The following is a 19,750-nucleotide window of genomic DNA, read 5'->3' on the forward strand; positions in this document are numbered from 1 at the left end:
TGGTGTGAGCCGAGCATGGGCTCGGCTCTACAGTGTTCGTGCAGCCGATGTAGCGCCGAGCCCACGCTCGACTGACTAGGCCGCCGCGCGCGCCTGCGGCATCGACTGCAAGCGGAACGCGCCCACGGCTTCTGCCAAGGCACGCACCTGCGCCTGCATCTGCGCCGTGGAGGCACCGGCCTCTTCCACCAGACTGGCGTTGCGCTGGGTGCTGGCTTCCATCTGCACGATGGTCTGGTTCACCTGTGCGATGCCCGCATGCTGGTCCTGCGACGCACTGCGGATACCTGCCAGCAGCTCGGCCAGCTGCTGCACGCTGCCGACGATCTCGCCCATCGTGGTGCCGGCCTGCGCGGCCTGCTGGTTGCCCTGGCCGACACGCGCCACCGAATCCTCGATCAGCCCCTTGATCTGCTTGGCCGCCTCGGCACTGCGCTGCGCCAGCAGGCGCACTTCGGCGGCCACCACGGCGAAGCTGCGGCCCTGCTCGCCGGCACGCGCCGCTTCCACCGCCGCATTGAGGGCAAGGATGTTGGTCTGGAAGGCGATGCCGTCGATCAACTGGGTGATGTCGCCGATCCGTCGCGAGGCTTCGCTGATGCCATGCATGGTCGCGACCACCTGGCCGACCGCCTCGCCACCCCGCTGGGCCACCGCCGCCGCGCCCTGCACCAGGGCATCGGCGCGGCCTGCGGCATCGGCGTTGCGGCCGACGGTATCGGTCAGCTCCTGCATCGACGCCGCGGTCTCTTCCAGGTTGGCGGCCTGCTGCTCGGTGCGCCGCGACAGATCGTAATGGCCGGCGACGATCTCGCCAACGCCGGTATCCAGGCTGGAGGTGGCCTGCTGGATGCGGGTGACGATGCGGCCCAGCTGCGCGACGGTGGCATTGGCATCGTCGCGCATGCGCGCGAACACGCCCTGCAGGTCCCCCTCCATGCGCACGCTGAGGTCGCCGCAGGCCAGCGCAGCCAGCAGTGCCTGCAGGTCACCAAGGTTGGTTTCAAAGGTGGCCAGCAGGCGATTGATGCTGGTCGACAAGGTGCGCACGAAGCCCTGCTTGCCCTCCAGCACGATACGGCCATGCAGGTCGCCGCGTGCTGCAGCATCGACCAGGGCAGCGACCTCGGTTTCCAGCAGCGTCTCCAGCGCACGACTGCGCCATTCCACCGCTACGCCGAGGAACTGCCCTTCGTCGATGATGGGGTTGGCAATCAGCTGGTAGCGCACGCCGGCATGGCCGATCTCGCGCTCCTCGCGCTGGCGCGCGCCGGCCAGGCTGGCCAGCGCCGGATGCAGGCGCAAGGCATCGCTGCCCACCAGATCTTCGGCCTCCCGCTCGAGTTGCTGCAGCAGTGCCGGATTGACGTAGGCCACCTGGCCCTCAGCATCGATCACCATCAGCCCGGTCTGCGCACTGTCCAATGCCTGCCGCACACGGGTGTTGCCGCGCGCCACGGCACGCTCGGTCTCGATGCGCGCGCGCAGGCGCTGCTGCATGTCGACCAGGCGCTGCGCCAGCTGGCCGATTTCATCGTTGGCGTTGTAGACGCGCAGGGTGGTGTCGAGTCGGTCGTCGGCGATGTCGCTGGCGAAGCGCAGGGTGTCCTGGATCGGCTGGCGCACCGCACGCCGCACCAGCACCAGGCTGGTGATCAACACACCGGCGACCAGCAGCAGGGTCACCGCGAACAGCACGCTCATGGTGCGTGCGCCGGCCTGCTGGCGCGCCTGTGCCTTGGCCAGCGCCGCCACCTGGGCCTGCTGGAAGGCGGCCAGCGCCGGCGCCACGCCGGCGGCGGTATCCAGCAGCGATTGCGCCTCTACATCCAGGCCCACGCGGGCGGCGGTATAGCCCAGCAATGCGGCCTGATAGGCCTCCATGCCGTTGCGAAGGGCATCCTGCGCATCGGTCGGCAGGCCCACCAGTGCGAGATCGAACGGCAGCTTTTCTTCGCTCGCACGGTCGGCATGGGTGGAGTCGCCATCGAGCAGCAGCAGTGCCTCCTGTCGGCGCATCTTCTGCAGGGACAACGCCAACGAAGGCCGCTGCAACGCATCCACCTGCGCCTGCAGGGCGTCGGCGGCCTGCTGCAATTGCGCGGCGAGGCCGGCATCGCCACGACCCATCTCATCGACGCGTTCGAACAGGGCGGCCACACCCTGCGAGAACGCGCCGGCGGCTTCGGTCAGTGCCTGCAGCGCCTCGCGCCGGCCGGGATCCATCGGCATCGCGCGCAGCGCCTGAAGATCGGCCTGGAGCGCCTTCTGCGTCGCCAGCAGCTGCGCGCGGTCGGCATCGTCGAAACTACGTGCATACTGGGTCTGCAGACGACGCGCCTCGGCCACCCGCGTGGCCACGCTCGCGGCCAGATCGCTGCCGTGCTGGTAGCTGGCCTGGCTGCGCGCCGCCTGCGTGCTGGCATGGCCGGTCCAGGCGTAGACGGCGGCGATCGCGATCAGGCCCAGCCCACAGACCCACAGGGTCGCCTTGAGCTTGCTGGCCACACTGAGCCGATGCGGCTGCAGCCACAGCAGCAGGCCGGGGGACGCCGAGCGCAGTGCGGCAAGCCGCATGCGCAGGGACCGGAGGTGGGGGACGACGGCCGACATGACAGGCTCCAGGCGGAAGGACGCACCTGTATCGGCGGGAAATGGCGCAACTTTAGGGCGCTCCTGGTTCACTCCCACCGATTGCTGGCGGACGCGGCCTTTGTACCCGGCACAGGCGACGGGGGGATGACACCCGCGCAATGCTTGACCTCAACCCCGGTTGGGAGAGCACAGTAGATCTCCCTCCCCCGCCCGGCGCGCGCATGACGACGCTCGATGTCCCCCGCTACCTGCAACGCCTGAAGCTGGATGCACCGCCACCGCTGACGCTGGCGGGCCTGACCCTGCTGCAGCAGCGCCACAACGCACTGCTGCCGTTCGAAACCCTCAGCTGCCTGCTGCGCGATGCAGTACCGATCGACCTGGACAGCGTGCAGCGCAAGCTGCTCGACGACCGTCGTGGCGGCTACTGCTTCGAACTCAATGGCGGCCTGCTGGCACTGCTGCAGGCGCTGGGCTTCGATGCACAGCCGTTGAGCGCGCGCGTGCTGCTGGCCGCCCAGGACGGCGAACTGACCGCACGCACCCACCTGCTGCTGCGCGTGCAGGTGGACGGCGATGACTGGCTGGTGGATGCCGGTTTCGGCAGCCTGACCCCGACCGTGCCGCTGCGGCTGCATGATCCGCAGCCGCAGGCCACGCCCCACGAGCGCTTCCTGTTGCAGCGCCTGCCCGGTGAGGGGGATTTCGTGCTGTCCGCCGAGTCCGGCGATGGCTGGCGGGCGATGTATCGCTTCGACCTGCACGCGCCGGCACCGATCGACAACGTCGTGGGCAACTGGTACGTGTGCACCCATCCCGATTCCAGTTTCCCCGGCCAGCTGCGCGCATCCCTGACCGGGCCGGACTGGCGACGCACCATCGGCAGTGGCAACTACACCGAGTACCGTCCCGGCCAGGCACCGGACAAGCGTCCGCTGCGCGATGTGGGCGACGTGCGCGAGGTGTTGCAGCAGCGCTTCGGCATGCAGCTGCCGGACGACCCACGGCTGGACCCGGCGATCAACGACTGGCTGCAGCGCTCACGCTCGGCCACGGTGTAGAGCCGGGCCGATGCTCGGATGAGCGTTGGCGGCTGGGTCAACAGCAGCCGAGCATGGGCTCGGCCCTACAGAATCACGCGCGCCTGCAGCGCAATGCGATTGCCTTCGCTGTCGGCGATCTCGGCCACGCGCCAGTCACCGGCATCGGCCGGGCCGAAGCGCAGCTCGGCCCCGGCCTGCAGCGCACGCTCGAGGCTGGCATCCAGGTCATCAACCCCGATGTAGATGCGCGCACCGTGGACGGAAGGCAGATAGTCGGCCCCCCGCACCAGCGCCATGCTGGCACCGGTGGCCTCATCGGCAAACGGCAGGTAGGCCATCCTGCAGTCGTGCAGCAGGATCGGTTCGTCCACCGCCACCTGCAGCCAGTGCTGGTAGAACGTGATGGCCCGGCCCAGGTCAGTGACCGGTATCTCGACGTGCAGGATGGGGTTCATGTCCGCAGGATAACCGGATGCTGACACTGCCTTGCAGGTCCGTACTGGCATGCTGGACCGCCCTTTCCCCGCGGAGTCCTGCATGTCCCTGGCCGATCATCGTGGTGCGCTGGCACCGCTGGGCTTCCTGCGCGTGGCCATCAACCTGGGCAATCCAGTACTGGCGCAGGGGGACGCGCGCTCACCGCGCGGGCCGTCACTGGAACTGGCCACGGCATTGGCGCAGCGCATGGGCGTGCAGGCACGCTTCACCTGCCACGACGCCGCGGCCGCGGTGGTCGCTGCAGCCAGCAAGGATGCCTGGGACCTGGCCTTCCTGGCCATCGATCCGGCGCGCGCCGACCGCATCGCCTTCAGCGCCCCCTATGCGGAGATCGAAGGCACCTACCTGGTGCGCGAGGACAGCCCTGCGCAGCAGGTGGCCGACCTGGACCGCGATGGTCTGCGCATCGCGGTCGGTCGTGGCGCCGCCTACGACCTGTTCCTCAGCCGCGAACTGCGCCACGCCATGATCGAGCGGGCCGAGACGTCGGCCGCTGCCATCACCCTGTTCGATCTGCAGCGCCTGGATGCCGCCGCCGGCGTGCGCCAGCCGCTGGCCGCCTGGGCGCAGGCGCATCCCGGCCACCGCGTGCTGGCCGACCGTTTCACCGTGATCCAGCAGGCGGTCGCGGCGCCGGCCTCGCGCCCGGCCGATGCATTGCAGGCGCTGTTCGAGGAAGTGGAGGCGATCAAGGCAGGCTCGTTGCTGGGCGAAGCCTTCGCCCGTGCCGGGCAGGCGGTTACGTTGGTACGGTGACTGCGGGACACACGCAGTCGGGCATGGCTCGACGCTATAAATGCGCGTCTGCCATGTGCCGGACGTGCTCGGCCGCCTGAGCGTGCAGCCAGTCGCGGAAGGCCAGGAAGCCGCGATGGCGGGCCGAGCGCTGCGGGTAGACCAGCCAATGCGGCCAAGCGGTTTTCAGTCGCAGGCTGGACAGCGCCACCAGTTGGCCCGAATCCAGCAGCAGGCGCGCCCGCGTCACCCGTCCCAGCGCTACGCCCACCCCGTCCAGCGCCGCACGGTGATGCGCCTCCGAATCATCCAGCACCGCCACGAAGCGCGGCGGCGGGTTCTGCCCACTCAGCGCGAACCAGGCGCCCCACGCGCCATCGGCATCCCCCAGCAGCGGCCACTGGTTCAGCGGCACGCGGTCGATCCCTCCCATGCGTTCGATCAGCGCCGGGCTGGCCATCGGCAGCAGCCACTCGTCGAACAGCGGCTCCACCACCAGGCCCGGCCACTGCCCGCTGCCCAGCCGCAGCGCGGCGTCGAACTGGCGCTGTCGCTCGAAGTCAATCAGGCGTTCACTCGACTGCAGGTTGATCTCGATCTGTGGATGCTCGGCAACGAAGTGCCCCAAGCGCGGCACCAGCCACGCCGACGCCATCGACGGTACCGCGCTGATCGTCAGCACGTGCTCGGCGCGTGCGGCATAGGGCTGGAAGGCCTCGTTGATCGCATCCAGATGCGGGCCGACCTGGTCGAGCAGGCGCTGCCCTTCCAGGGTGAGGGTGACGCCGCGTGGCTGGCGGACCAGCAGTGGCTGCCCCAGCCGCTCTTCCAGCTGGCGCATCTGATGGCTGAGCGCACTGACGGTCAGGCTCATCGACGCCGCTGCGCGTGACAGGTTGCCCAGCCGCGCGGCGGCCACGAAGCCCTGCAGGGCGTGAAGGGGCGGACGGGACATCAGGCTTGAATTCCTCTCAAGGCATGCTTGCGGAAATGTCGCTTTTTCCCGGTCAATGCTGCCCGTATCGTGCAATCCACTCAAGTGGAGGGACGCTCATGAACATCTACGGCAGCCTGTTGTTCCTGCAGGGCCACGTGGCCAACGCCGAACTGGCCCGGCAGCTGGCCTGCCCGTCCACCGGCTCCCCCACGGGTGCGCCGCAACCGGCCGCGCCGGTTCAGAAACCGCGTGGCCGTTGAACACGGCTCAACCTGCATACCAACGCTGGACGTGTTCAGGCAGCCATGGCATTGGGTCGATATCCAGCGCCCGGCAACCGTCGAGGGTGTCACGCAGCACGCGCTCGCCGGGGCCACCGGGCATGCGCAGGCCATCCTCTTCCGGAAGCTGCACCGCCGCCCAGTCGTGCAGCCGGTCCATGCGCAGGCGCTGGGCGGCCTGCAGCCAAGCCTTGAGCTGGAAACAGCGATAGCCCTGTGCGCCCAACGCATCAACCGCGAGCGACAACGCCTGGTTGGCACCACGCACCCATTCGGTGCGACCTCCGGCCTTGTCCTGGACCGTCATCGGCGCCGGCGCGCGGTGCGCCTTGAACGGCGAACGCAGCTGCAGCTCCAGATCACGCGCATCGCGCTCGCTCTCCGCTTCCACCAGCGTACCGGCATCAAGGTCGAAGAACTCGAACCAGCGCCGGTGCAATGCGCTGATGCGCCCGAGCGGATCGCGTGAAAAGCCGATCTTCGCGTAGTCCTCCCACGCACAGGGGAAGACGTAGGCGAAGACACGACCGTCGATGCGGATATGCGACTGCATGTGCGCAGGCTGCCTCCACTGCAGCCCGGGCGCAACCGGGCGTTGCGGTGGGCGCCGCAGGGCTTTGGCAGTACGGCTTCATGCAGCCGCTTCGGACTATCCTTGCTGGTTGTCGCTGTCATCACCGCCACCATGCCTGCTCCTGCGCCTGCCCACCTGCCGGTCTCGTCCATCACCCTGGACGCGGCAACCTTCGCGGTGGTCCACCAGCACAACGCGGACATCGCGCGGCAACCGGCCTCGCTGACCAAGCTGATGACCGCCTACGCCGCTTACGGATGCGTCGAAGAGAACGGTGGCACGTGGGACCAGGCGGTCACCATCGCCGCCGAGGATGTGCATGCCGTAGCCGATGATGAAACACGCATGGGCCTGGTGCCCGGCGAAACGGTCACGCTGGCGCGCCTGCTGGAAGGGTTGATGATCGTCTCCGGCAATGATGCGGCGCTGGCCATCGCACGCCATCTGGACGGATCACAGCCTGCGTTCCTGGGCCGCATGAACTGGCACGCGCGCCAGCTTGGCCTGCGCAGCACGCGGTTCGCCAGCGTGTCCGGCATCACCACCCCGCACCATGCCTCCAGCGCGCGCGACATGGCGGTACTCGCCGCCTGCCTGCTGAATGACCATCCGCAGATCCTGGCAATCACCGCGCAGCGCACGTTCGCGCATGGCCGCTTCAGCCGCAGCAACCAGAACGCCCTGCTTGGCGAAGACGGCGTGGATGGATTGAAGACCGGCTACACCCAGGCCGCAGGCTTCTGCCTGGCCGCCACTGCCTGCCGGGCTGTGCCCGGGCGGAACCTGCCGGTACGCCTGATCACCGTGGTGCTGGGCGCTGAAAGCCGCGACGCACGCGATGCCCTTGTGCGCGAGCGGCTGGCCGCCGGGTTTGCGGCGCTGGACGACACCACCGCCGACGCCTGAGCGGATCAGCGTCGCTTGACCGTCGCCACGATCAAGCGCTGCAGCTCGGCCTCGGCGCCGACCTTGTCCAGCGCGCCTGCCGCCACGGCTTCGGACAGGGCTTCGGCCGCACCGAGAATCGCCCAGCGTCCGGCCAGGGGGACCGTGCCATCGGCCGCAAACGGGCCCAGCCAGGTGTCGCAGTTGTCGATGAAGTCCTGCTGGTAGCGCAGACGCACTTCATGGAGTTCCGGCGCGCCCACCAGCGCAGCGAGGATGCCCTGCACTTCACTGCCCTGGCTGAGGACGCAGTCGATGTAGCCGGAGGCGATGGCCGCTGCACGATCGGCCAGCTGCGCCCTGGCACGGCCGATACGCTCGTGGAAGACCACCGTCTGCCGCCCGTCATAGTCATCGTAGAGCGCGGCCAGCAGCCCGTTGCGGGTCACGAAGTGATCATAGGCCACCGGTTTGGTCACACCGGCCGCCTCGGCCAGCCGCCCCAGCGTCAATGCGTCGGTGCCTTCGTCGCCGACCAGCGCCCAGGCCACGTCCAGCAACTGGCGGGCGCGTTGCTCGCGGGTCAATCGGCGGCGCGTGGGAGCGGCGTTGGCAGGCATCGGTGGAGCACGGCGGTCAGCGCATCGGAGCACCGATTTTACGGCCGATCGCCAGCGCGGTCTGCAGATGCGCTTCGGCTGCACCGGAATCGGCGTCCAGCAGCAGGTCGGACGACAGCACGCGCGCGCCGCAGTAGTCGAAGATGCCCATGTCGATCTGGGTCTTCATCGCCGCACCGTAGCCGCGCCGTTCGATCATGTCCGCGCCAGCCCCGCCGATGCCGACCAGATGCACGCCCAACCGCTGCAGCTTTTTCTGCACCTTGCCATCGGCGCCGTCCTGGTAGGCCCAGCCTTGGGTGAACACACGATCGATCCAGCCCTTCAGCAGCGCGGGGAAGGACCACCAGTACAGGGGATAGACCAGTACCAGCGTGTCGGCAGCCTGCAGCCGCGCCTGCTCGGCGGCGACGTCAGCCGGAGTCGCGCCGGTGCCACGGAACAGCGCCTGGTCCTGCATGTTGAAGCGCGGATCGAAGCCTTCAGCCATCAGATCGGCGTGGGTCACGCTGTTGGCGGCATCCGACGCGGTGATGGCTTCGCCGATGCGCCTGGCGATGGCATGGGTCAACGCGCCGGGTTCAGGGTGGGCGGTAACGATGAGGGTGTGCATGGGGCATGTCCGGAGTTCACTAACTACCAATAGTAAGTAGTGTCGCCCGGGATACCAGCGCCATGCGTGGGACGCTGTTTCCGCATCCACCGTATAGTGCGGCGGTTCCCACTGAGCTGCCCGACGATGCACCGGTATCTGCTTGCCCTTCTGCTGGCCCTGCCGATGGCAATGGACGTTACGCCCGCGCTGGCCGGTGAACTCAGTCCGGAAGACTCGGCCGCATTGCGCAAGGAGGTGCAGGCGATGATGGGCGCCTTCGCCCGTGGCGATACCGAGCTGATCATCGCGCGTACCCATCCCAGCCTGAAGCAGCTGGCCGGTGGCGACGAGGCCTATGCGCGGGCGACCCGCGACACCGTGAAGGCGCTGCGCAGGGCCGGCGTCAGCATCATCAGCGACGAGGCAGGCGTGCCGGGCCGCACCTATGCGGCCGGTGACGAGGAAGTCTGCTTCGTACCGCGCCAGTCACTGCTGCGCGTGCGCGAAGCGCCGATGCGCAGCACGTCATTCATGGTTGCCGTGCGACGCGTCGGTACAACGCAATGGCGCTATCTGGACGGCGCGGCGATGCTGGACAACCCGGCACTGCTGCGGCAACTGCTGCCGGCGCTGGAGCCGGGCGTGACGCTGCCCAGGGGCGGGATGGAAGCGCTGTAGTCGCAGGCGCGCGTCCATCCACGCCCGGGCTCGATCCATTGCAGGCCTGGGCGTGTGTCAGCGGAACAGCGCGTTCAACGCCGCGCCCGAAGCCGCCTGCTGCAGGCCATCGAAGCGGCCGTCCTGCATGATCGGCTCGATGGCCTGCATCAGCCCACCCCACGCGGCTCGCGCCAGCGCACCGCCCAGGCTGACCCGTCGCACGCCGAGTGCGGCGATGTCCTGCAGGCTCAGCGGTGTCGGTCCACCGACCAGCAGGTTCACCGGCTTCGCCCCCGCAGCGGCAACCACCGCGCTGATCTGTTCGGGCGTGCTGATGCCCGGTGCATACAGCACATCGGCGCCGGCCTCGGCATAGGCGCGCAGGCGCTGCAGGGTGTCCTGCAGATCCGGCACGCCAACGAAGAAATTCTCGGCCCGCGCGACCAGCAGCACATCGCCCCCCGCGCGGTCGATGGCCGCACGTGCCGCACACAGTCGCTCGACCGCCTGCCCGATCGGCCGCAGCGGCGCATCGGCCACGCCGCTGGCGTCCTCGATCGACAGCGCCGCGATACCGGTGTCGATGGCCGCCGCCACCGCCTCGCCCACTGCCTGTGGCGTGGCGCCGAAGCCATCACCGAAATCGGCGTTCAACGGCAGCGGTGTCGCGGCCGCCATCAGCCGCAGATGTTCCAGTGTGGCCTGCAGCGAAACCGCCCCATCCGGCCGCCCTTCACTCCAGGCGCAGCCGGCACTGGTCGTGGCCAGTGCCTGGAAGCCCTGCCGCTGCAGGTAGCGGGCGCTGCCCACGTCCCACGGATTGGGCAGCACGAAACAACCTCGCGCATGCAGCTGGCGGAAACGCGCGCGCTTGCGCTGGGTGTCGGCATCAAGCGGGGTCATGGCGGGGTCCCGGGCGGCGGACCTGCACCCTAGCCCACGCTGCGGCGGCACTCAATCACGGCGTGGGCCAACGTGCATGAGGTGATGCCGGCTGCTTATTGGACACCACCGTGCACGCTGCCCGAGCGTGCTTGCCTGCCACACAGTGCCCCACGGAGCCCCAGATGCACCCGGACCCGCAGACCCTGATCGACGCCGGCGACGATGACGCCCAATGGGCCGACCTGCTTTCACCCGCGCGCCGTCGCCTGATCGCGTCGGCCGGGCTGGCCGCTGGCGGCCTGGCCAGCGCGTCGGCTGCCACCGCAGCCGCGCGCAGCGACAACGCCGTGAACACCACCGAACCCGGGCGACCCGGCTTCCGAGCCATCGTTCCGCCAGCGCCCGAGGGCCGCAGCCCATGGGGCCAGGCCACGGCCAGCGAGCCTACCCCGCGGCCGGCCAGCGTGCGCCCCGGCGAGGCCACGCTGCCCACCCGGCCACGTGCCTACACCGCCATCAAGAGCTACCACGCCCACATCTACTTCGACGAGGACAGCTTCGAGAAGGCCGCGCTGCTGCGGCGCTGGGCCGCCGAGCGCTTCCCTGTGGAGCTGGGCAACTGGAACCTTGAGCCACGCGGGCCGCACGTCACCCCGTCGTTCTATTTCGGCTTCACCAACGACCTGTTGTCGGTGCTGGTGCCCTGGCTGCAGCTCAACAGCCTGGGCCTGACCATCCTGATCCACCCCAATACCGGCGATGGCCGCGCTGACCATCTGCATTACGCGTTGTGGGTGAACCGCGCGCAGCCGGTCAATGCCTACAACTGGCCGGCGCCGAAGCCCGGGCAGCCGGAACCGCTGGAAGAGGTGTTCCCGAACGTGGTGCCGACGGTGCCGCTGGAGATCTGAGCGGCCGGGGTGCCGGACAGCTCCATGTGGAGGCGCAGTGTGCTGCCCACCGAACCCCGTCTCCCCGCATGGCGTGGATGCCGGCATCGTCGGCCTACGTGCACGCATCCCCGTCCAGCACCACGTTCAGCGCGCCTTGATCCAGCGCCCGCCATACGGCCGCAAGCGCTCCGGCAGATTTCAAACATACGATTGAAACGCTGCAAACTTCGCCGAACTGGACAGCATCCGCCGGTTCCGCCAGACTGCCGCCCTTTCCCGTCTTCCGGATCCCATGGCGAAGCTGCTGGTCCTGCACGGCCCCAACCTCAACCTGCTCGGTACCCGCGAGCCGGAGGTCTACGGCCACACCACGCTGGCCGACATCGACCAGGCCCTGGCTGCCCAGGCATCGGCCGCCGGACACACCGTGGAACGGCTGCAGTCCAACGCCGAGCATGTGCTGGTGGGCCGCGTGCAGGCTGCGCGCAGCGACGGAACCGCTTTCATCCTGATCAACCCCGCCGCCTTCACCCACACCTCGGTCGCCCTGCGCGATGCGCTGGCGGCGGTGGCGGTGCCGTTCATCGAGATCCACCTGTCCAACCCGCATACCCGTGAGCCGTTCCGCCAGCACAGCTACTTCAGTGACAAGGCAGTGGGCGTGGTATGCGGTTTCGGTGCCGACAGCTACCGCTACGCGATGGACGCGGCGCTGCTGCGCGTGCAGGCGGCCAGCGCGTGAAGATGCCGCCGCGCGTGCTTGCCGGCATCCTGCTGTGGGCCGGTCTGTGCGGCGCCAGTGTCGCTGCCGAGCGCGCGGCCGCGGGCATCGACTGCGCACAGGCAAGCGGCGGCTACGAGCGCGACATGTGCGATTCCGATCGCCTGGATGATGCCGACAGCGCATTGAACGCCGTCTACGCGCAGGCGCGTGGCGAACTGAAGGCGCAGGCAACCGATGGCAGCTGCAGCCGCTGCGCGGCGGCCGAACAACAGCTGGTGAAGGCCCAGCGCATCTGGATCACCTTGCGCGATGCAGATTGCGAGGCGGTGTATGCCTTCAATGCAGACGGCACCTCGCGCAACCCCGCGAAGATGCAATGCCTGATCACCCAGACGCGCGACCGTACGCGGCAGCTGCGCGAGTTCTACGAACTGCTTTGAACCGAGTGCAACCGCACTCTCCACCACACTGACATCACGAGCAAAGAGGCCACCATGGATCTCCGCAAAATCAAGAAGCTGATCGACCTGCTGGAAGAGTCGAACCTGGCTGAAATCGAAATCAAGGAAGGCGAAGAGTCGGTGCGCCTGTCGCGCGCCCCGGTGGCCGGCTATGCCGCCCCGGTCGCCGCGCCGGTGTATGCCGCTCCGGCTGCCCCGGCGCCGCAGGCGATGCCGATGCAGTCGCCGACCGAAGCCTCCACCGGCGGCAGCGCCAAGCCGGGCCCGGCACTGCCGGAAGGCCACGTGCTGCGCTCGCCGATGGTCGGCACCTTCTACGCCTCGTCCGCCCCGGACAAGCCGGCCTTCGTCACCGTGGGCCAGCAGGTCAAGGAAGGCGAAACCCTGGCCATCATCGAAGCGATGAAGATGTTCAACCCGATCGAAGCCGACACCTCCGGCACCATCGTTGCCATCCTCGGCGAGAACGGCCAGCCGGTGGAATTCGACCAGCCGCTGTTCGTGATCGGCTGAGGGGCGCGCCATGCTCGACAAAGTCGTCATCGCCAACCGAGGGGAGATCGCGCTGCGCATCCTGCGCGCGTGCCATACCCTCGGCATCCGCACGGTGGCCGTGCACTCCACGGTCGACCGCAACCTCAAGCACGTGGCCATGGCCGACGAGTCGGTCTGCATCGGTCCGGCGCCGTCGCCGCAGAGCTACCTCAACATCCCGGCCCTGATCGCGGCGGCGGAAGTCACCGATGCCCAGGCCATCCACCCGGGCTACGGCTTCCTGTCGGAGAACGCCGACTTCGCCGAACGCGTGGAAGAATCCGGCTTCATCTTCATCGGCCCCAAGGCCGACACCATCCGCATGATGGGTGACAAGGTCGAAGCCATCCGCGCGATGAAGGCCGCGGGCGTACCGTGCGTGCCCGGCTCGGGCGGCCCGCTCGGCGAGGACATCGTCGCCAACACCAAGATCGCCCGCGAGATCGGTTACCCGGTCATCATCAAGGCGGCCGGCGGTGGCGGTGGTCGCGGCATGCGCGTGGTGCACGCCGAAGCGTCGCTGAAGACCTCGATCGAAACCACCAAGAGCGAGGCCAAGGCCGCGTTCGGCAATGGCGAGGTCTACATGGAGAAGTTCCTGGAGAATCCGCGCCACGTGGAAATCCAGGTGCTGGCCGATGGACAGGGCAATGCCATCCACCTCGGTGAGCGCGACTGCTCGATGCAGCGCCGCCACCAGAAGGTGGTGGAAGAGGCACCGGCGCCGGGCATCACCGCCGAGCAGCGCGAGCAGATCGGCAAGGTCTGCGTGGAAGCCTGCATCCGCATCGGCTACCGCGGCGCGGGCACGTTCGAGTTCCTGTACGAGGACGGCCGCTTCTACTTCATCGAGATGAACACCCGCATCCAGGTGGAGCATCCGGTCACCGAAATGGTCACCGGCATCGACCTGGTGGCCGAGCAGCTGAAGATCGCCGCCGGCCAGAAGCTGTCGATCAAGCAGAGCGACGTGGTGCTGACCGGCCATGCCATCGAGTGCCGCATCAACGCCGAAGACGCCGAAACCTTCGTGCCGAGCCCGGGCACCATCACCGGCTTCCATCCGCCGGGTGGCCCCGGCGTGCGCGTGGACACCCACATCTACAGTGGCTACCGCGTGCCGTCGAACTACGACTCGATGATCGGCAAGCTGATCGTGCACGGCCCGGACCGCGAAACCGCCATTGCCCGCATGCGGGTGGCACTGAGCGAAATGGTGGTCGATGGCATCAAGACCAACATCGCCCTGCAGCAGCGGATCATGCGTGACAAGGGCTTCCAGGCCGGTGGCCAGAACATCCACTACCTGGAAAAGCGCCTGGCCGAGCGCAAGAACAAGCCGATCGCATTGACCTGATCGGCGCCAGGTGCCGGACATGAAAAGGGCGGGGATATCCCCGCCCTTTTCTGTTCCTGTAGAGCCGGGCCCATGCTCGGCTCCACAGCGAGCACGTCAGCGCTTGTCGGCCACGTCGGCCGGAATCTGCGAATGGGCCAGCGGCCGCACGCCATTGGGCGAGGTCGGATCGACGATCACCATGGTTTCGGTGGAACCATCGGGCCACACCACCTGGAAGGTGCTGCCGGCCGGCAGTGAAGCGAATGGCATGCCACTCTGCGCGCGGTAGACCGCAGCGACCTGGCTGGCACCGGCGCGGCGCACGTCTTCCTGCGCCTTCACCGTGGTCAGCTCCACCTTCGACAGATGCCGGTAGCGGTCCTCGTAGGTATCGATCATCAGCAGGCCAACCGCCCCAGCCGAGTAGGCCACGAACAGCGCCACCCAGAACCAGAACTTGGCCCCATGCAGGAATCGACGGTAATTCATCGCCCGTCCCTCTTTCCAACCAATCGCTTGATCCATTCCTTCATTTTCCCAGCACCTTGCCGCGATACCGCAGCGTCATACACGAAATCCCGGAAATCCTGCGCTCCATCCTGCGAACAGATCCCTCCGTTCGCACAAAAATTGTTGACCAGCACGCTGTCCGCTCCACAGGCCAGGCCGAGTTCACAGGCCGCAAGCCGCCATGCAAGTTCACTGAGCTGCTCGCCCGCCACCAGCCCGTCAAGCGCGCGGTCACCGGCCGCACGCACGCCCATGCCTGGCGCGATGGCCATGTAGGCCTCGGGGTCGCGCGAGGTGCGCACGCGCTCGACCAGGTCGCGGCGGTACTCGGCACTGTCATGCAAGGGCTCGCCCTCGGCGAACAGCGACGCTTCCGCGGCCAGGTTGCCCTGCGCGGCCGCCTTGCGGCGTTCGGCCAGCACCAGCGCCGCGCCCAGCTTGTCGCCCGGCACGAAACCGCCACACCGCTGTGCCACGCGCTCGCGTGCCTCGATCATCGCCGGCGCCGCAGTCAGGCCCAACCCGCTCAGTACGTTGTTGTCCAGGCGGTAGCCACCCGGATCCAGTGCGTACTGCGCGCAATAGTCATAGACGCGGCTGAGCATCCAGCGCGCCTCGTGATTGCCGTTGTCGGCCTGTGCGCGCAGGCGCTGGGCGTAGGCATACAGGTCGCTGGCGTCTTCGATGTCGGCGCGCAGGTCCAGCGGCAGGCCCGACGGCAGCGTGTTGCCGCGCTCGAAAGCCGCCAGCCGCCGCGCCAGGGCTTCCGACACCACCGGCAGCGGCGCTCCGCCGTCACGGCTGGCCATGGCCAGCGGCAGGTCCGGCGACGCCGACGTCGACGCCACGCCCGCAGCATGGCCGCTGGCCCGATACCCGGCCACGCCCAGCACGGCCACCGCCGGCAGCACGAGCAACCAGGTTTTCAGGGTCGGAGCGAAGGCCATCGGCGGTGGTGAGCGTTCACGGCACACAGGAAAGCGCCGAGTTTAGCAAGGCCCGGCAGGCCTGTCTGAACTGCCCCCATTCATCTCGAAGCGGCATCTCAGGCAATACGGAGACGCGCCGATGGTCTAGCATTGCCCCCTTTCCCGCGACTGTCCCCACCGCCATGCCGTTCCTGGAACTGACCCTGCGCTGCACCGAAGCCACCCAGCCCCGCTATGAAAATGCGCTGGAGGACGTCGGCGCACTGGCCGTGACCCTGCTTGATGCCGAAGCCGACACCAGCAACGAACAGGCCATCCTCGAACCCGGCGTGGGGGAAACGCCGCTGTGGGACACCCTGGTGCTGAGCGCGCTGTTCCCCGCCGACAGCAATGCGCTGCTGCTGCTGGCCGCCCTGGAATCCTTCGACCCGGAACTGGACTGGAGCAATGGCAGCTTCCGCGCGGTCGAAGACGAAGACTGGGAGCGCGCATGGCTGGACCAGTTCCAGCCGATGGATTTCGGCAGCCGCACCTGGATCGTGCCGTGGAACCATGAACTGCCGGACGCTGCACAGGCCGCCGATGCCGCCGTGGTGCGGCTGGACCCGGGCCTGGCCTTCGGCTCGGGCACCCACCCGACCACTGCCCTGTGCCTGCGCTGGCTGGACCAGCTGGCCGTGGACGGCCAGCTGCAGGGCCAGCGCGTGCTCGACTTCGGCTGCGGCTCGGGCATCCTCGCGCTGGCCGCGCTGAAGCTGGGCGCCGCCGAAGCGATCGGCGTGGACAACGACCCGCAGGCGCTGGTCGCCACCGCCGACAATGCCGAGCGCAATGGCGAGCAGGCCCGCATGCAGGTGTACCTGCCGCAGGACGAACCGGTCGCCACCTACCCGATCGTGGTCGCCAACATCCTTGCCTCGGCGCTGGATGCGCTGGCCGAGCTGCTGGCCGCACGCGTAGCCGCCGGCGGTCGCATCGCCCTGTCGGGCATCCTGCAGGGCCAGGAAGGCGAACTGCTGCAGCGTTATGCCGCGTGGTTCGACGATCTGCAGGCCACCCAGGATGGCGACTGGATGCGCATCACCGGCACGCGCCGCGCCTGATCGTGATTGAATGACCGCTGGATCCGAGCCCGCGCCCTGAGCATGTCCGAGCCGAACCCGCCGCGCCGCCCTTTGGCCACCTTCCTGCGCCCCGCGTCGGAAGGCGAGGCCGCACCTGCGACCGACGCGCGCACGCCCGACCCGTCGGCGCATGACATCCCTGCCGCGAAGTCCGGGGACCCGGTCGACGCGGCGCTGCCGCCGATGGCGGAGACGCGACAGCTCGATGACACCGTCATCCTCGACGAAGCGACCGTGATCGAACCCGTCCTTGCCGTCCCGGCCGCGCAGGCGGTGGCCGGCGATGCGCCGAGCTTCCTGGGCACTTCGCGGCCGCGCGCGCTGCCGACGCCGCGCTGGCACTGGGTGCTGGTCGCCGGGCTGGCACTGCTGCTGGTACTGCAGAGCGTGCTGGCCGATCGTGCGCGACTGGCCGCCGACGCCGGCAACCGCACCTGGCTGGGCGCACTGTGCGCCGTGCTGCGCTGCAGCCTGCCGGCCTGGCACGAGCCGACCGCGTTCACCATGACCAGCCGCGAGATCCGCCCCCTGCCCGGCCAGGCCGGTGTGCTGCAGGTGCAGGCCAGCATCCGCAACGATGCGCGCTGGGCACAGGCCTGGCCGGACCTGCGCCTGTCACTGTCCGATGCCGATGGCCGGGTGATCGGCAGCGGCGTGTTCACGCCCGCGCAATACCTTGGCGAAAGCCCGGCCACGACCGTGCTGGAACCGGGCCAGAGTGCGCGCATCGCGTTCCGCGTGCAGGAACCCGCCGCGTCCACCGTCGCATTCACCTTCGACTTCCTCTGACCAGGGTAGAGGCGACCAGCCGTGGCAGGTCGGGCACGCTCGCGCTAGACTGGCCGCCACCACCTCGTCCGGCCGCGCGCTCCGCGCGCACGGGCCAACCGAATCGGGAACCCCCTTGAACGCTGTCCTCTCTCGTCCTGACAACAGTCGTGGCGCTCCCCGGCCACCGCTGCGTGAACACGTCGCCCAGTCCGTGCGCCGCTACCTGCGTGATCTTGATGGCTGCGACGCGGACGATGTCTACGAGATCGTGCTGCGCGAGATGGAAATCCCGCTGTTCGTGGAAGTGCTCAACCACTGCGAAGGCAACCAGAGCCGCGCCGCCGCGATGCTGGGCATCCACCGCGCCACCCTGCGCAAGAAACTGAAGGAATACGGCATCAGCGCCTGAGCGCGCGCGGGTAGTGCCGGCCGCTCGCCGGCAACCCCATGAACGATGGCAGGATGTCGCAGTTGCCGGCCAGCGGCCGGCACTACCGGTAGATCCACGCCATGCGTGGATGCAGCCCCGGCGGGATCACCCGCCGCCGCCCGCCTTCCAGTAGTACCGCACCACATGGAAGAACACCGGCGCGGCGAAGCACACCGAATCTAGCCGGTCGAGCATGCCGCCATGGCCCTCGATCATGTGGCCCCAGTCCTTGATCCCACGGTCGCGCTTGATCGCCGACATCACCAGGCCGCCCCAGAATCCCATCAGGTTGATCAGCAGCGACAGGCCGAACGCCTGCAGCGGCGTGAACGGGGTGATCCACCACAGCGCCGCCCCAAGCGCGCTGGCGCTCAGCACGCCACCCACGAAGCCCTCCACCGTCTTCGACGGCGACAGCTTCGGCGCGATCAGGTGCCGGCCCAGCAGCTTGCCCCAGATGTACTGCAACACGTCCGAGGACTGCACCACGATCACCAGGAAGGCGAACAGCAGCACGTTGCGCGAGGGGTCGTGACCGGGCACGTGCAGGTTCAGCAGCAGCGGCACGTGCGAGATGCAGAACACGCAGATCATCAACCCCCACTGCACCTTCGCGGTGCGCTCCAGGTAGTGCGTGGTATCGCCACCGATGGTCGACAGGATCGGCAGGAACAGGAACGCATAGACCGGGATCAGCAGCGTGTACATGCCGTACCAGTCGATCCACACCAGGTAGTACTGCCACGGCAGCACGATGTAGAACGCAGCCAGCAGCGCGTAGTAGTCGCCTGAACGGGTCGGCGCCAGGGTGATGAACTCGCGCAGCGCGAACAACGAGATGATCGCGAACAGCACGATCACCCCGGCGCGGCCGAAGAACAGCGCCAGCCCGACCACGATCGCCATCACCCACCATGCACGGATACGCGACACCAGGTTGGCGATCACCGCGCTGGGCTGACCGCGCTGGCGCCAGCGCAGGGTCTCGGCCACCAGCGTGGCCAGCACCAGCACCGCGCCGACGCCGGCAAACAGCAGGCCGGTCTGCTGGCCGACACTCTGCGTTGCCAGATCGCCAGATACATCCAGCACGAAACTCATGCACGACCTCCATTCGGCGCCAGGTCCAGCAGCGCCTGCCGGCTGCGGGCCAGGAATGCGGCCTTGTCCTCGTCGGCCTGCAGCCGCAGCGGCGTGCCGAAGGTAGCCGTGCACAGCAGCGGCAACGGCAGGAACCGCCCCTTCGGCATCACCCGCTTCAGGTTGTCGATCCATACCGGCACGAACTCCAGCTCCGGCCGTTGCCGCGCCAGGTGGTAGATGCCGCTCTTGAACGGCAACAGCGGTTCATCGCCGATATTGCGCGTGCCTTCCGGGAACAGGATCAGCGAGCAGTCTTCGTCCACCGCATCGCGCAGTACCTGCAACGGGTCCTGCTGGCGATGGCCGGCCTCGCGCTCGACCAGAACACCGTTGAACACCGCATCGATCAGGTAGCGACGCAGGCCATCACGCTGCCAGTACTCGGCCGCGGCCACCGGGCGCACCTGGCGCCGCAGTGCCGGTGGCATCGATGACCAGATCAGCACGAAGTCACCATGGCTGGCGTGGTTGCCGTAGTACACGCGGCGCTCGCTGGACGGCGCGCAACCGATCCACAGCGCGCGTGCGCCGGTCACCACATGGATCGCGCCACTGCAGGCGCGGGCAATCAGTTCGGCAAACAT

Annotated in this window: 24 protein-coding genes; 13 read left to right on the forward strand and 11 right to left on the reverse strand. The window is 68.4% G+C overall.

The features are described 5' to 3' along the window. Positions 1-75 precede the first annotated feature (75 nt). The gene (locus AC5P5W_RS08665; RefSeq protein WP_197574715.1) at positions 76-2,613 is read right to left on the reverse strand and encodes a methyl-accepting chemotaxis protein; all 2,538 of its coding nucleotides are present in this window, start codon (positions 2,611-2,613) and stop codon (positions 76-78) included. Between the two features lie 203 nt (positions 2,614-2,816). On the opposite strand from AC5P5W_RS08665, the gene AC5P5W_RS08670 reads away from it, so the two are divergent. Next, positions 2,817-3,656 carry an arylamine N-acetyltransferase family protein gene (locus AC5P5W_RS08670; RefSeq protein WP_197574716.1) on the forward strand — a complete coding sequence of 280 codons (840 nt, stop codon included), beginning with the start codon at positions 2,817-2,819 and terminating at the stop codon, positions 3,654-3,656. Positions 3,657-3,721: 65 nt separating this feature from the next. Here the strand turns inward: AC5P5W_RS08670 and AC5P5W_RS08675 are convergent, their stop codons facing one another. Continuing rightward, positions 3,722-4,093 (reverse strand): VOC family protein, encoded by a 372-nt coding sequence (locus AC5P5W_RS08675; protein ID WP_032959087.1) that lies wholly within the window; start codon positions 4,091-4,093, stop codon positions 3,722-3,724. Positions 4,094-4,175: 82 nt separating this feature from the next. Here AC5P5W_RS08675 and AC5P5W_RS08680 point away from each other — a divergent pair, with 82 nt between their 5' ends. Further along, a complete protein-coding gene (locus tag AC5P5W_RS08680; RefSeq protein ID WP_197574717.1) occupies positions 4,176-4,892 on the forward strand; it encodes a transporter substrate-binding domain-containing protein in 717 nt (238 codons plus the stop codon). A 34-nt stretch (positions 4,893-4,926) separates the two neighbouring features. Here AC5P5W_RS08680 and AC5P5W_RS08685 read toward each other — a convergent pair whose 3' ends face one another. Continuing rightward, positions 4,927-5,826 carry a LysR substrate-binding domain-containing protein gene (locus AC5P5W_RS08685; RefSeq protein ID WP_197574718.1) on the reverse strand — a complete coding sequence of 300 codons (900 nt, stop codon included), beginning with the start codon at positions 5,824-5,826 and terminating at the stop codon, positions 4,927-4,929. 98 nt (positions 5,827-5,924) lie between these two features. On the opposite strand from AC5P5W_RS08685, the gene AC5P5W_RS08690 reads away from it, so the two are divergent. Then, entirely contained in the window at positions 5,925-6,068 is a 144-nt protein-coding gene (locus AC5P5W_RS08690; RefSeq protein WP_162838509.1) for a hypothetical protein, read from the forward strand. A gap of 7 nt (positions 6,069-6,075) precedes the next feature. Here the strand turns inward: AC5P5W_RS08690 and AC5P5W_RS08695 are convergent, their stop codons facing one another. Next, a complete protein-coding gene (locus AC5P5W_RS08695) occupies positions 6,076-6,642 on the reverse strand; it encodes a GIY-YIG nuclease family protein (RefSeq protein ID WP_049439308.1) in 567 nt (188 codons plus the stop codon). Between the two features lie 132 nt (positions 6,643-6,774). Here AC5P5W_RS08695 and AC5P5W_RS08700 point away from each other — a divergent pair, with 132 nt between their 5' ends. After that, positions 6,775-7,569, forward strand: coding sequence for a serine hydrolase (locus AC5P5W_RS08700; protein WP_164077594.1), 795 nt, complete (start codon positions 6,775-6,777; stop codon positions 7,567-7,569). Positions 7,570-7,574: 5 nt separating this feature from the next. Here the strand turns inward: AC5P5W_RS08700 and AC5P5W_RS08705 are convergent, their stop codons facing one another. Further along, on the reverse strand, positions 7,575-8,168 hold the full coding sequence (locus AC5P5W_RS08705; protein WP_495221042.1) for a TetR/AcrR family transcriptional regulator: 594 nt from the start codon (positions 8,166-8,168) through the stop codon (positions 7,575-7,577). A 16-nt stretch (positions 8,169-8,184) separates the two neighbouring features. Next, positions 8,185-8,781, reverse strand: a complete 597-nt coding sequence (locus tag AC5P5W_RS08710) for an NAD(P)H-dependent oxidoreductase (protein ID WP_049407909.1) — start codon at positions 8,779-8,781, stop codon at positions 8,185-8,187. A 126-nt stretch (positions 8,782-8,907) separates the two neighbouring features. Here AC5P5W_RS08710 and AC5P5W_RS08715 point away from each other — a divergent pair, with 126 nt between their 5' ends. Continuing rightward, entirely contained in the window at positions 8,908-9,441 is a 534-nt protein-coding gene (locus AC5P5W_RS08715; protein ID WP_014648608.1) for a hypothetical protein, read from the forward strand. A 57-nt stretch (positions 9,442-9,498) separates the two neighbouring features. Here the strand turns inward: AC5P5W_RS08715 and AC5P5W_RS08720 are convergent, their stop codons facing one another. Continuing rightward, positions 9,499-10,326: an isocitrate lyase/PEP mutase family protein gene (locus AC5P5W_RS08720; protein WP_134966121.1), complete on the reverse strand. Its 828-nt coding sequence runs from the start codon at positions 10,324-10,326 to the stop codon at positions 9,499-9,501. 164 nt (positions 10,327-10,490) lie between these two features. On the opposite strand from AC5P5W_RS08720, the gene AC5P5W_RS08725 reads away from it, so the two are divergent. The 5 genes from AC5P5W_RS08725 to accC all read left to right on the forward strand — a co-directional run bounded on the left by AC5P5W_RS08725 (position 10,491) and on the right by accC (position 14,277). Continuing rightward, a complete protein-coding gene (locus tag AC5P5W_RS08725) occupies positions 10,491-11,219 on the forward strand; it encodes a DOPA 4,5-dioxygenase family protein (RefSeq protein ID WP_495221044.1) in 729 nt (242 codons plus the stop codon). 274 nt (positions 11,220-11,493) lie between these two features. After that, the gene (gene aroQ / locus AC5P5W_RS08730) at positions 11,494-11,943 is read left to right on the forward strand and encodes a type II 3-dehydroquinate dehydratase (RefSeq protein ID WP_197574720.1); all 450 of its coding nucleotides are present in this window, start codon (positions 11,494-11,496) and stop codon (positions 11,941-11,943) included. Further along, a complete protein-coding gene (locus AC5P5W_RS08735) occupies positions 11,940-12,365 on the forward strand; it encodes a lysozyme inhibitor LprI family protein (RefSeq protein WP_032959079.1) in 426 nt (141 codons plus the stop codon). The genes aroQ and AC5P5W_RS08735 overlap by 4 nt, the downstream gene beginning before the upstream one ends. A gap of 54 nt (positions 12,366-12,419) precedes the next feature. Further along, positions 12,420-12,899 carry an acetyl-CoA carboxylase biotin carboxyl carrier protein gene (gene accB / locus AC5P5W_RS08740; RefSeq protein WP_005419696.1) on the forward strand — a complete coding sequence of 160 codons (480 nt, stop codon included), beginning with the start codon at positions 12,420-12,422 and terminating at the stop codon, positions 12,897-12,899. Between the two features lie 10 nt (positions 12,900-12,909). Beyond that, complete coding sequence (accC, locus tag AC5P5W_RS08745; RefSeq protein WP_014648613.1) at positions 12,910-14,277, forward strand: acetyl-CoA carboxylase biotin carboxylase subunit; 1,368 nt, start codon at positions 12,910-12,912, stop codon at positions 14,275-14,277. Between the two features lie 96 nt (positions 14,278-14,373). Here accC and AC5P5W_RS08750 read toward each other — a convergent pair whose 3' ends face one another. Next, positions 14,374-14,748 carry a hypothetical protein gene (locus AC5P5W_RS08750; RefSeq protein WP_032959077.1) on the reverse strand — a complete coding sequence of 125 codons (375 nt, stop codon included), beginning with the start codon at positions 14,746-14,748 and terminating at the stop codon, positions 14,374-14,376. Beyond that, positions 14,745-15,716 (reverse strand): hypothetical protein, encoded by a 972-nt coding sequence (locus tag AC5P5W_RS08755; RefSeq protein WP_197574721.1) that lies wholly within the window; start codon positions 15,714-15,716, stop codon positions 14,745-14,747. Before AC5P5W_RS08755 ends, AC5P5W_RS08750 begins: the two co-directional genes overlap by 4 nt. Positions 15,717-15,880: 164 nt before the next feature. Here AC5P5W_RS08755 and prmA point away from each other — a divergent pair, with 164 nt between their 5' ends. From prmA to fis, 3 genes are all read left to right on the forward strand, one after another. Continuing rightward, the gene (gene prmA, locus AC5P5W_RS08760) at positions 15,881-16,801 is read left to right on the forward strand and encodes a 50S ribosomal protein L11 methyltransferase (protein ID WP_014648616.1); all 921 of its coding nucleotides are present in this window, start codon (positions 15,881-15,883) and stop codon (positions 16,799-16,801) included. A 42-nt stretch (positions 16,802-16,843) separates the two neighbouring features. Then, entirely contained in the window at positions 16,844-17,611 is a 768-nt protein-coding gene (locus AC5P5W_RS08765; RefSeq protein ID WP_197574722.1) for a DUF3426 domain-containing protein, read from the forward strand. Positions 17,612-17,726: 115 nt separating this feature from the next. Next, positions 17,727-18,002 (forward strand): DNA-binding transcriptional regulator Fis, encoded by a 276-nt coding sequence (gene fis / locus AC5P5W_RS08770; RefSeq protein ID WP_005419706.1) that lies wholly within the window; start codon positions 17,727-17,729, stop codon positions 18,000-18,002. Between the two features lie 126 nt (positions 18,003-18,128). Here fis and AC5P5W_RS08775 read toward each other — a convergent pair whose 3' ends face one another. Continuing rightward, entirely contained in the window at positions 18,129-19,124 is a 996-nt protein-coding gene (locus AC5P5W_RS08775) for a phosphatidate cytidylyltransferase (RefSeq protein ID WP_014648618.1), read from the reverse strand. Further along, the gene (locus tag AC5P5W_RS08780; RefSeq protein ID WP_014648619.1) at positions 19,121-19,750 is read right to left on the reverse strand and encodes a lysophospholipid acyltransferase family protein; all 630 of its coding nucleotides are present in this window, start codon (positions 19,748-19,750) and stop codon (positions 19,121-19,123) included. The genes AC5P5W_RS08775 and AC5P5W_RS08780 overlap by 4 nt, the downstream gene beginning before the upstream one ends.

Source organism: Stenotrophomonas sp. YJH_SMC_123 (assembly GCF_059368215.1).